The following is an 11,169-nucleotide window of genomic DNA, read 5'->3' on the forward strand; positions in this document are numbered from 1 at the left end:
CCATGGCAAAACAGGAACTCGACCAACTGTCGGGCCAGTCGACGACTGGTCACGAGTGGGACGGTCTGAAGGAACTGAACACTCCGCTGCCGAAGTGGTGGCTCTGGGTGTTCTACGCGACGATCATCTGGTCGGTCGGCTACTGGTTCGTGTATCCGTCGTGGCCGCTGGTCTCCGACTACACGAAGGGCATCATCGGTGCTCAGATCCGCACGACGGCGATCGCCGAGTACGAAGCCGGCAAGACCAAGCGCGTCGCCGACGCGGTCGGTCTCGCCGAGGCGCCGCTCGAGAAGATCAAGTCGACGCCGGCCTACCTCGAGTTCGCCATGGCGAACGGCAAGGCGGCCTTCGGCGACAACTGCGCTCCGTGCCACGGCTCGGGTGCGACGGGTGGTCCGGGCTATCCGAACCTGCAGGACGACGACTGGATCTGGGGCGGCAAGCTCGCCGACATCTACCAGACCCTTCAGTTCGGCGTCCGTTCGGGCCATGCCAAGGCGCGTGACCAGGTCATGCCCGCCTTCGGCAAGGACGCCATCCTGAAGAAGGAAGAGATCGCCGACGTGGCTTCCTACGTCGTCTCTCTCTCCGACTCTTCCGTGAAGGGCACCGACAGCGGCAAGAAGCTCTTCGCCGACAACTGCGCCTCGTGCCATGGCGACAACGCCAAGGGCAACCAGGAGATGGGCGCCCCGAACCTGACCGACAAGATCTGGCTCTACGGCGCCGGTGTCGAAAAGGTCGTGGCGCAGGTCACCGATCCCAAGCACGGCGTCATGCCGGCGTGGGAAGGTCGTCTCGACCCGATCACCATTAAGTCCCTGGCCGTCTACGTCCACTCGCTGGGCGGCGGCAAGTGATCCGATGAGGATCTCTCGGAAGGGAGGCGGGCAACCGCCTCCCTTTCTTTTTTGGGACGTGTGAACGTCCGGATGGGTCGCCCGCATTCTGAGGGGATTGCAGCGACCGATCTCTCTTCCATTTGATCCCGGGCAGTCGGATCGGGCTTGCTCCGACGCCCGCACGGACCTAGGACGTGCGCGGTCGACCGTTCGATCCGCCGGATCTGTTGCGGGCCTCGACGCAAGGACGGAATGCGATGAGTGTCGAAAGTGACGCCGATGGCGGCGTCGGCCTCTACGAGGACCAGAAGAAGATCTATCCCGCGACGGTGTCGGGCACGTTCCGCCGCCTGAAGTGGGCGATCCTCGTCGCCGGCATGGCGATCTACTATCTGCTGCCGTTCCTGCGCTGGACGCGTGCGCCCGGCCAGCCGGACCAGGCGATCCTGCTCGACCTTCCCGGCCGACGCTTCTACTTCTTCTTCGTCGAGATCTGGCCTCAGGAAGTCTACTACGTCACCGGCCTGATGATCATCGCCGCCTTCGTGCTGTTCCTGATGAACGCGCTGGCCGGCCGCATCTGGTGCGGCTACCTCTGCCCGCAGACGGTGTGGACCGACCTCTACTTCGCGGTCGAGCGCATCTTCCAGGGTGAACGTCGCGAGCAGATGAAGCGCGACCGGGGTCCCTGGACCTTCGACAAGATCTGGCGCAAGGCCGCGACCCACCTGACGTGGATCGTCATCGCCATGCTGACCGGCGGCGCCTTCGTGCTCTACTTCGCCGACGCGCCGACCCTGCTGGTCGAACTCTTCACCCTGCAGGCGGACATGACCGCCTATGTCTGGGTGGCGATCCTGACCTCGACCACCTATCTGCTGGCCGGCTTCACCCGCGAGCAGGTCTGCCTCTACATGTGCCCCTGGCCGCGCATCCAGGCGGCGCTGACCGACGAATGGGCGCTCAACGTCTCCTACCGCGTCGATCGCGGCGAGCCGCGCGGCTCGCTCAAGGCCAACAAGAAGCTGCGCGCGGCCGGCGAGAAGGCCGGCGACTGCGTCGACTGCGGCCAGTGCGTCGCCGCCTGCCCGACCGGCATCGACATCCGCGAAGGCCTGCAGATGGGCTGCATCCAGTGCGGCCTGTGCATCGACGCCTGCGACGCGGTGATGCGCAAGACCGGTCAGGACATCCGCCTGATCGGCTACGACACCGACATCAACATCGAGCGTCGCGAGCGCGGCGAGGCCCCGGTCTTCAGGTTCTTCCGCGCCCGTACCATGGTCTACGTGGTGCTGATCGCCGTGGTCGCCTCGGTGATGGCCTGGCGCCTCGGCACCCGCGCGACGATCGGCCTCAACGTCCTGCACGATCGCAACCCGCAATATGTGCAGAACTCCGACGGCTCGGTGCGCAACGGCTTCACCGTCCGCCTCCTCAACAAGAAGGCGGAGCGCCGCGAACTCGCTCTCGCGATCGACGGCATGCCGGCCGGCACACGGCTCGAGACCTCCTCGCCGGCGAAGACCGAAGGCGGCGCGCTGCTGCTGCCGGTCGATTCCGATCAGACGCGCGAGGTGCGCGTCCTCGTCACCACCCCGGCCGGCGCCCCGCTGTCGGCCTCGCAGGACCTGACCTTCGTGCTGCGCTCGCCCGACGGCGAGATCGTCAACACCAGGGACTTCTTCAAGTCGCCCTGATCGGACGCCCCGCTCGCCGGGGCGCACCGACCGCAAGCCATCGGAGAGAGACATGCCGACCACGCTCGAGACTTCGAAGGAACCGCAGGAAGAGGGCTTCCGCCTCACCGGCCGCCGGGTGCTGATCATCCTGATCTGCACCTTCGGCGTCGTCTTCGCGGTGAACGGCTTCATGATCTACAAGGCCATCGGCTCGCACCCGGGCACGGTGACCGAGAGCTCGTTCCGCGACAGCCAGCGCTTCAACGCCGAGCTCGCCGCCGCCGCCGCCCAGACCGAGCGCGGCTGGACCGTCGAGGCCAACGCCACCCGCGCCGACGACGGCACGGTCAAGGTGGTGCTCGACGCCCGCGGCAAGGACGGCGTGGCGCTCTCCGGCGTGACCTTCAAGATGCGCCTCGAGCATCCCGCCCAGCGCACTCTCGACCACGTGGTCGAACTGCAGCCGGTCGCCGGCTCCTCCGACCGCTGGACCGGCGAGGCCAAGAGCGTGTCGCCCGGCAAGTGGGGCATGGCGATCGAGGGCGACGGCGCCGGCGGCCGCCTGTTCCAGTCGCACAACACGCTCTTCTTCAAGTGAGGCCACCGGTGACGGCGATGCCGTCGCCGGGCCCGATCGGAGCCGACGGACCATGAACGCCACCGCGACGCCGCTCGACGCCCCGCGCGAGAACGACTGGTCCGCCTTCGCCACGGCGGCGCCGGACGGTCGTCTGCACATGGATCTGGCGGTGGAGGGCATCACCTGCGCCGCCTGCATGTCGACCATCGAGCGCGGCCTCAAGGGGCTCGACGGCGTCGATCAGGCCCGCGTCAACCTGACGTCGCGCCGCCTCGCCGTCGACTGGGACCCGGCGAAGGTCGAGCCGGGCGTCATCGTCCGAAGGCTCGAGCGGCTGGGCTATCGCGCCCATCCCTTCGATCCGGGTCGCCGCAGCGCCGAGGAGAACGCCGAGGCCAGGGAACTCCTGCGCTGCATGGGCGTCGCCGGCTTCGGCACGATGAACATCATGCTGCTGTCGGTCTCGGTGTGGGCCGGCAACGTCACCGACATCGACGATCTGACGCGCGATCTCTTCCACTGGGTCTCCGCCCTGATCGCCATTCCGGTGGTCGCCTATTCGGCCCGACCGTTCTTCCGCTCGGCCTGGCGGGCGCTCCGGGTGCTGCGCACCAACATGGACGTGCCGATCTCGATCGGTGTCGTGCTGACCCTCGCCCTGTCGATCATCGAGACGCTGCGTTCGGCGCATCACGCCTTCTTCGACTCGGTGACGATGCTGCTGTTCTTCCTGCTGGTCGGCCGCTATCTCGACCAGAACATGCGCCGCCGCACCCGTTCGGTCGCCGAGAACGTCGCCGCCCTCCGGGTCGAGGCGGCTTCGCTGGTGCTTCCCGACGGCAGCGTGCGCGACGTGCCGCTCTCCAAGGTCGAGCCCGGCGCTCTGGTGCTGGTGAGGGCCGGCGAACGGGTGTCGGTCGACGGCGTCGTCGAACGCGGCGGCTCCGACATCGACCAGAGCCTGATCACCGGCGAGACCGATCTCGTCGGCGTCGGCGTCGGCGATCGGGTCTATGCCGGGACGCTCTCGACCTCCGGCTCGCTCGAGATCCGCGTCACCGCCGCCACCGCCGGCACCCTGCTCGACGAGGTCAACCGTCTGCTCGAGGCGGCGGCCCAGGCCAAGTCGCGCTACATGCGCCTCGCCGACCGTGCCGCCTCGATGTATGCGCCGGTCGTCCATACCTCCGCCGCGCTGACCTTCCTCGGCTGGTGGCTGATCGGCGGGCGCGGCGTCGCCGAATCCGGCATCATCGCCGTGTCGGTGCTGATCATCACCTGCCCCTGCGCTCTGGCACTCGCCATTCCGGCGGTCCAGGTGGTGACTTCGGGCATCCTCTTCCGCGCCGGCGTGCTGGTCCATGCCGGTGACGCCATCGAGCGTCTCGCCGTGGTCGACACCGTGGTCTTCGACAAGACCGGCACGCTGACCCTGCCCGAGGCGCGTCTTCTCAATGCCGAGGAATTCTCGGTCGAGCGCCTGATGGCCGCCGGCCGCATGGCACGCGCCAGCCGCCACCCGCTCGGCGTCGCGCTGGCCGAGGCGACACGCGCCGTCGCCGCACCCGTCGACGTGCGGGAGATTCCCGGCCACGGCATCGAGACGACGGCCGAGGGGACGATCGAACGTCTCGGCAGCCCGGCATTCTGCGATGCCGATCCGGCCATGGTCGCGGCGCTGCACGAGGCCTATCCCGGCGCCTCGCTGGTCGCCCATCGCGACGCCACGGGCGACGTCGTCGTCTGCGCCCTGCGCCAGGGCCTGCGCGAGGATGCGGCCGAGGTCATGCGCCGCCTCGCCGCCGACGGCGTCGCGGTCGAGATCCTGTCGGGCGATCGCGAGGCCGCGGTCGCCGCGGTGGCGGCCGAATGCGGCGTCACGTCCTGGCGCTCGGGCGTCAAGCCGGCCGACAAGATCGCCCGGATCGAAGAGCTCAAGGCCGCCGGCCACAGGGTGCTGATGGTCGGCGACGGCCTCAACGACGCCCCGGCGCTCGCCGCCGCGAACGTCTCGCTGTCGCCGGTCACCGCCGTCCACCTGTCGCAGGCCGCCGCCGACGCCGTCTTCCTCGGCGACCGCCTCGCCCCCGTGGCGGTGGCGATCGAGGTGTCGCGCTCGGCCAAGACGGCGATGGTGCAGAACCTGTGGCTGTCGGTGATCTACAACTTCATCGCCGTGCCGGTGGCGGTGGCGGGCTTCGTGACGCCCCTGATCGCCGCGCTGGCGATGTCCGGCTCGTCGGTGCTGGTGACGCTCAACGCGTTGCGCCTGCGCCTCTTCGCCGAACCCTGATCCGAGAGTAGGAACCGACGATGGACGTCCTGATCTTCCTCATCCCGATCGCCATCGGCCTCGGCCTGCTCGGCCTCTTCGCCTTCATGTGGACGCTGAAGTCGGGTCAGTACGAGGACCTCGAAGGGGCCGCCTGGCGCATCCTCGACGACGACGACCTGCCCAAGGGCAAGGGCGGCCCGGGCGGCGACAAGGCCTGATAGATACCGACGGCACGGCGGTCCGGCACCGCGAGGCGCGTGCTCGTTCGCCTTCCGACGCCACTCTCCGACACGGGCGCCGCATCCGGCGCGAGCTCAGAACACCCCACCCTCGCCCCTCCCTGGATCCCTGCCCCGTTTCAGAGCTGCGGATCGACATCCGTGCGCGATCCTTCGAGACGCGCCTGCGGCGCTCCTCAGGATGAGGCGCTGTATGTTTCCTCGGCAAAGACAAACGCCTCGTGCTGAGGAGGCGTTCGAAGAACGCCGTCTCGAAGCATCGCGCACGGACTCGATCCGAACGCCCTCGGAGTAGCGCAGAGATCTCCCGAGGGGAGGGGAAGCGCGGTGCAGCCGGCAACCCGGACCCGATCCCCAAACGAAGAGAGCCCCGACGTCGCCGTCGGGGCTCTCTTCACATTCGAAGCGGATCGCTCTCAGCCGCCCGAGCGCGGGACCGCGACGCGGGCGACCGGCTTTTCCTGCAGGCGGGCGATCTCGGCGAGATCGACCGGGCCGGACAGCGGCAGGCCGATGCGGCCCCAGACGTCGACGAGGGCGACGCGCAGCTTCTCGACCAGATCGTCGTCGTGGAACGGCGTCGGCGTGATGCGCAGACGCTCGGTACCGCGCGGCACGGTCGGGTAGTTGATCGGCTGGATGTAGATGCCGTGTTCCTCCAGCAGCAGGTCGGAGGCCCGCTTGCACAGGTCGGCGTCGCCCACCCAGATCGGCACGATGTGGGTCTCCGACGGCATCACCGGCAGGCCGGCGCCGCCGAGCACTTCCTTGGCACGGCTCGCCTGACGCTGCTGCATGTCGCGTTCGGCCGAGGAGCGCTTGAGGTGGCGGATCGAGGCGGCGGCGGCCGCGGCGATCGCCGGGGGCAGGGCGGTCGTGAAGATGAAGCCCGGCGCATAGGAGCGGACCGCGTCGCAGATCGCCTTGGTGCCCGTGATGTAGCCGCCGAGCGTGCCGAAGGCCTTGGCGAGCGTACCCTCGATCACGTCGATGCGGTGCATCTGGCCTTCGCGATCGGCGATGCCGCCGCCGCGCGGGCCGTACATGCCGACCGCATGGACCTCGTCGATGTAGGTCAGCGCGCCGTACTTCTCGGCGAGATCGCAGATCTTGGCGATCGGCGAGACGTCGCCGTCCATCGAATAGACGCTCTCGAAGACGATCAGCTTGGCGCGGCCGGGTTCGGCGGCGGCGAGCAGTTCCTCGAGGTGTTCGACGTCGTTGTGACGCCACAGCTTCTTCTCGCAGCCCGAGCGGCGGATACCCTCGATCATCGAGGCGTGGTTCAGCTCGTCGGAGAGGATCAGACAGTCGGGCAGCAGCCGGGCGATGGTCGAGATCGCCGCCTCGTTCGACACGAAGCCGGAGGTGAAGACGAGACCCGCCTCCTTGCCGTGCAGGTCGGCGAGTTCGGCCTCGAGCTCGACCAGCGGATGGTTGTTGCCCGAGATGTTGCGGGTGCCGCCGGCGCCGGTGCCCATGCCGAGCGCGGTGTCGACCATGGCGCCGAGCACCGACTGATGCTGGCCCATGCCGAGATAGTCGTTGGAGCACCAGATCACGACCTCGCGGGTCTGATCGCCCTTGCGCCAGATCGCGTGCGGGAAGCGGCCGACGATGCGTTCGAGGTCGGCAAAGACCCGGTAGCGCTTCTCGGCCTTCAGCTGGTCGATCGCGCCCTCGAAAATCGACTGATAGTTCATGTCCGTCCTCGAGCTGTGACTCGTTCTCCGAGGCGTCCCGCATCCGACTGCCACAGGCCCCACGGGCCCGGCGGCGTCCCCTCCGCGACACGGGTCGCACGACTTTCATACCGACGATCGGTCGAGACGGACGGCGACCGTCGCGAGCTCTCGTCCATCGCATATAGACTTACAGGACTTCGAAGCACTTTGACCATGATCAACCCGCCGCCATTTGCTCCTAAGGGGATTTGCGGAGCGTGGTCCGTCGTCGCAGTGGGGGGCGAGAAACCGCTCGTTCACCTTTCTGGGAGATTCTGAGGCTCCAAGGAGAGCCTCGTGAACCTCGACCTTTCGTCGTTGACCTTCCTCGTCGTCGAGGACAGCGCCTACATGCGAACCATCCTGCGCACCATGCTGCAGGGGTTCGGCGCGCGCCGTATCGTCGAGGCGGAAGACGGCGCCTCCGGTCTGGAGGCGATGGATCGCGCCAATCCGGACATCCTGATCCTCGACTGGGTGATGCCGATCCTCGACGGCGCCGACATGGTGCGGATGATCCGCAATCCGCAGAACCCCTTCGCCTACGTGCCGGTGATCATGGTCACCGCCCACACCGAGCGCTCGCGCATCCTGGAGGCGCGCAAGCTCGGCATTCACGAATTGTTGTGCAAGCCGATCTCGGCCAAGGCGCTCTATCAGCGCATCGCCTCGGTGATCCTGCATCCGCGCGAATTCGTGAAGACGCCGACCTATTTCGGTCCGGCGCCGCGCGCCGTGCGCAATCGCCAGAAGATCTGGCAGACCCGCCCCGGCTCGCCGAACGAAGCGGCGTGAGCGGGCGCGCCGCGGTCGAGCTTGTCGTGGCGGCGGTTCCCGCATAAGGCAATCCCGTCGCCGATCCCGCCGAGGAAGAGATGCCGCGCTTCGCCCTGTCCGGCCCCGCCGGAAAGTTCCTCGCCCGCGTGGGCACCGTCTCCGGCTTCACCATGGCCTCGCGCCTCACCGGCTTCGTCCGCGACGTGGTGCTCGCCTGGCTGATCGGCGCCGGCCCGATCGCCGACGCCTTCTTCATCGCGCTGCGCATCCCCAACCATTTCCGCGCCCTCTTCGCCGAGGGCGCCTTCAACGCCGCCTTCGTGCCGACCTATGCCGGCTGCCTCGAACGCGACGGCGCCGAGCGGGCGCTGGTCTTCGCCGCCCGGGTGCTCGGGGCGCTGCTCGTCGTGCAGCTGGTGCTGCTCGCCGCCGCCGAGATCTGGACCGAGCCGCTGCTGCGCCTGCTCACCCCCGGCTTCGCCGGCGCGAGCGCGCTCGGCGAGCTGACGGTGCGGCTCACCCGCATCACCTTCCCCTACCTCACCTGCGTCACGCTGGTGACGGTCTACGGCGCCGTCCTCAACGCCCATCACCGCTATGCGGCGGCGGCCGGCGCGCCGATCCTCTTCAACGTCGCGATCGTCGTCGGCGTGCTCGGCCTCGCCCCCTTCGCCGCGACCTGGCCGAACGGCCCGGTCCACGGCGCGGCGATCGGCGTCGCCGTCGCCGGCTTCGCCGAACTGGCGCTGCTCCTGTGGGCGATGCGGCCCGCCGGCCTCTCGCTCGCACCGGCCCGACCGGTGCTCGATGCCGAGGTCGTCACCTTCCTGAAGCGGCTCGGGCCGGCCACGATCGGCTCGGGCGCGTCGCAGATCGCCATGTTCGTCGACACGATCCTCGCCGCCGCCCTGCCGCTCGGCGCGATCTCGGCGATGTACTACGCCGACCGCCTCTACCAGCTGCCGATCGGCGTGATCGCCATCGCCATCGGCACCGTACTGCTGCCCGAACTGTCGCGCCGCCTCGCCGCCGGCGACGAGCCGGGCGCGCGGCGGGCGCAGAAGCGGGCGATCTTCTGGTCGACGGTGCTGACGGCGCCCTTCGTCGTCGCCTTCGTCGCCTTCCCCGAACAGCTGGTGAAGCTGGTCTTCGCCCGCGGCGCCTTCGACGAGACGGCGGCACTGCGCTCGGCGGCGACGCTGCGCGCCTACGGCGTCGGCCTCTTGGCGATCGTGCTGCTGCGCTCGGTGGTGCCGGGCTTCCACGCCCGCGGCGACACCCGCACGCCGATGTGGATCGCCTTCCTCGGCATCGGCGTCAACGTGGCGCTGAAGTTCGTGCTCTCCGACCGGTTCGACGTCGCCGGTCTCGCCTTCGCCACCTCGGTCGGCGCCTGGGTGAACCTCCTCGCCCTCGTCGTCGTCGACCGCCGCCGTGCCGCCGTCCCGCCCGCCGAACCGCCTGCCCCAGCGTCCGACCCGCGATGATCGCAGGACCGGTCCGCCCGCAACCCTCTTGCCGCCCGGGCCGCGGGAGGTGACAGTCGTTCGCCGTCGCCGGGGGGGCGACGTCAGGGGGGTAGAGCTTGCGCAACGACACGGCGATTCTCTCCACCGCCTTCCGCTACTTCATGGCGGTAGCCGATGCCGGCTCGATCCGCGCCGCCGCGCGCGAACTCAACATCGTCTCCTCCGCCGTCAACCGGCAGATCCTGCTGCTCGAGGAGAGCATGGGCATCCGCCTGTTCGACCGCGTCGGCCGCGGCCTGCGCCTGTCGGAGGCGGGGCAGATCCTGGTCCGGCAGGTGCGCGAGACGCTCGACCGCTACGACGACGTCGTCACCGAGCTCGACACGCTGCGCGGCCTGCGCCGCGGCCGTATCCGCATCGTCACGGTCGAGAGCATCTCGATCGAGCGCCTGCCCGACCTGCTCGCCGAATTCTGGCGCCGCCATCCGGGCATCGAGGTGGTGCTGACCGTCGCCGGCGCCCACACCGTCACGCGGCTGGTCGACGAGGGGCAGGCCGACGTCGGCTTCGCCTTCTCCACCCACGACCTCGACGGTTTCCGCCTGCTCCACGAGGAGCCCCACCCGATCGGCGCGCTGATGGCCGCCGACCACCGGCTCGCCGGCCGCGAGACGCTGCGCTTCGACGATCTCGTCGAGGAGAACCTCGTCCTGCCGGCCCGCGGCCTGTCGCTGCGCGCGGCGCTCGAACCCCTGATCGCGCCGCGTCGGCGGATGCTCAAGGTGCGTGCCGAACTCAACTCGCTGCGGCTGATGTCGGCGCTCGTCCGCCGCTCCGATTCGGTCGCCTTCCTGACCCGAGTCGGCATCGAAGGCGAACTGCGGTCGGGCGAACTGGTCTGGATTCCCCTCGCCGACGGTGATCTGGCGCTCGATCGACTGATGGTCGTGGCACGGGCGGGTGCCATTCCGAGCCTCGCGGTCGCCGCCTTCGTCGATCTGGTCGAAGAAGCCTGGGGTTCGGACGGCCCGAAAACCGGGCAATAGAGCCGATAATCTGCACAACGCGCGGTCGTGGTTTCGGATCGATGCCGTAATGCGAACGGAGTGCTCGAAATTCTGCGCTGTTTCCTATAACGCGGTTCGCGCATTGTCACACAAACGACAACCGAAACGATCGTCGCCGGCGCCGGGCGGGGCGCCGCACGGAGAGGACCGATGGGCCGATTGACGACGCATGTTCTCGACACTTCGACGGGCCTTCCGGCTGCCGATCTGTCGATCGCCCTGTGGTGGCTCGAGCCCGACGGCGGACGCGAACTGCTGCGCGAGGTCCGCACCAATGCCGACGGACGGGTCGACGGCGGCCTGCTCGAGGGCTCGGCCTTCCGTGTCGGCACCTATGAGATCATTTTTCACGTCGGTGCCTATTTCTGGGGGCTTGGCCTCGACCTCACCGATCCGGCATTCTTGGACGAGATCCCGATCCGCTTCGGGGTCGGCGACGCGAGCGGCCATCTCCACGTGCCGCTGCTCGTCTCGCCCTTCGGATATTCGACCTATCGAGGGAGTTGATCGG

Annotated in this window: 10 protein-coding genes; 9 read left to right on the forward strand and 1 reads right to left on the reverse strand. The window is 68.7% G+C overall.

Annotated elements, in window-relative coordinates; all coding sequences use genetic code 11:
• Window positions 1–2 precede the first annotated feature (2 nt).
• The 5 genes from ccoP (at window position 3) to ccoS (ending at window position 5,600) form a co-directional block, all read left to right on the forward strand.
• Complete coding sequence (ccoP, locus tag ACT541_RS05710) at window positions 3–863, forward strand: cytochrome-c oxidase, cbb3-type subunit III (RefSeq protein ID WP_476134975.1); 861 nt, start codon at window positions 3–5, stop codon at window positions 861–863.
• A 239-nt stretch (window positions 864–1,102) separates the two neighbouring features.
• Entirely contained in the window at window positions 1,103–2,545 is a 1,443-nt protein-coding gene (gene ccoG / locus ACT541_RS05715; protein WP_476134977.1) for a cytochrome c oxidase accessory protein CcoG, read from the forward strand.
• 52 nt (window positions 2,546–2,597) lie between these two features.
• A complete protein-coding gene (locus ACT541_RS05720) occupies window positions 2,598–3,125 on the forward strand; it encodes a FixH family protein (RefSeq protein WP_476134978.1) in 528 nt (175 codons plus the stop codon).
• A 52-nt stretch (window positions 3,126–3,177) separates the two neighbouring features.
• Window positions 3,178–5,400 carry a heavy metal translocating P-type ATPase gene (locus ACT541_RS05725; RefSeq protein WP_476134980.1) on the forward strand — a complete coding sequence of 741 codons (2,223 nt, stop codon included), beginning with the start codon at window positions 3,178–3,180 and terminating at the stop codon, window positions 5,398–5,400.
• A 20-nt stretch (window positions 5,401–5,420) separates the two neighbouring features.
• Window positions 5,421–5,600 carry a cbb3-type cytochrome oxidase assembly protein CcoS gene (gene ccoS / locus ACT541_RS05730; protein WP_476134981.1) on the forward strand — a complete coding sequence of 60 codons (180 nt, stop codon included), beginning with the start codon at window positions 5,421–5,423 and terminating at the stop codon, window positions 5,598–5,600.
• Window positions 5,601–6,037: 437 nt separating this feature from the next.
• Here ccoS and hemA read toward each other — a convergent pair whose 3' ends face one another.
• The gene (hemA, locus tag ACT541_RS05735; protein ID WP_476134983.1) at window positions 6,038–7,324 is read right to left on the reverse strand and encodes a 5-aminolevulinate synthase; all 1,287 of its coding nucleotides are present in this window, start codon (window positions 7,322–7,324) and stop codon (window positions 6,038–6,040) included.
• A gap of 318 nt (window positions 7,325–7,642) precedes the next feature.
• Between hemA and ACT541_RS05740 the strand changes: the two genes are divergently transcribed.
• From ACT541_RS05740 to uraH, 4 genes are all read left to right on the forward strand, one after another.
• On the forward strand, window positions 7,643–8,140 hold the full coding sequence (locus ACT541_RS05740) for a response regulator (RefSeq protein ID WP_476134984.1): 498 nt from the start codon (window positions 7,643–7,645) through the stop codon (window positions 8,138–8,140).
• Between the two features lie 80 nt (window positions 8,141–8,220).
• Window positions 8,221–9,609 carry a murein biosynthesis integral membrane protein MurJ gene (gene murJ / locus ACT541_RS05745; protein WP_476134986.1) on the forward strand — a complete coding sequence of 463 codons (1,389 nt, stop codon included), beginning with the start codon at window positions 8,221–8,223 and terminating at the stop codon, window positions 9,607–9,609.
• Between the two features lie 98 nt (window positions 9,610–9,707).
• Complete coding sequence (locus ACT541_RS05750; RefSeq protein ID WP_476134988.1) at window positions 9,708–10,637, forward strand: LysR family transcriptional regulator; 930 nt, start codon at window positions 9,708–9,710, stop codon at window positions 10,635–10,637.
• Window positions 10,638–10,808: 171 nt separating this feature from the next.
• A complete protein-coding gene (gene uraH, locus ACT541_RS05755) occupies window positions 10,809–11,165 on the forward strand; it encodes a hydroxyisourate hydrolase (RefSeq protein WP_476134990.1) in 357 nt (118 codons plus the stop codon).
• Window positions 11,166–11,169 lie beyond the last annotated feature (4 nt).

The sequence above is a fragment of the Pinisolibacter sp. DMC100 genome, assembly GCF_056313705.1.

Coding starts and splice junctions, on each gene's coding strand:
- ccoP (WP_476134975.1), top strand. CDS start 3: ATGGCAAAACAGGAACTCGACCAACTGTCGGGCCAGTCGACGACTGGT.
- ccoG (WP_476134977.1), top strand. CDS start 1,103: ATGAGTGTCGAAAGTGACGCCGATGGCGGCGTCGGCCTCTACGAGGAC.
- ACT541_RS05720 (WP_476134978.1), top strand. CDS start 2,598: ATGCCGACCACGCTCGAGACTTCGAAGGAACCGCAGGAAGAGGGCTTC.
- ACT541_RS05725 (WP_476134980.1), top strand. CDS start 3,178: ATGAACGCCACCGCGACGCCGCTCGACGCCCCGCGCGAGAACGACTGG.
- ccoS (WP_476134981.1), top strand. CDS start 5,421: ATGGACGTCCTGATCTTCCTCATCCCGATCGCCATCGGCCTCGGCCTG.
- hemA (WP_476134983.1), bottom strand. CDS start 7,324: ATGAACTATCAGTCGATTTTCGAGGGCGCGATCGACCAGCTGAAGGCC.
- murJ (WP_476134986.1), top strand. CDS start 8,221: ATGCCGCGCTTCGCCCTGTCCGGCCCCGCCGGAAAGTTCCTCGCCCGC.
- uraH (WP_476134990.1), top strand. CDS start 10,809: ATGGGCCGATTGACGACGCATGTTCTCGACACTTCGACGGGCCTTCCG.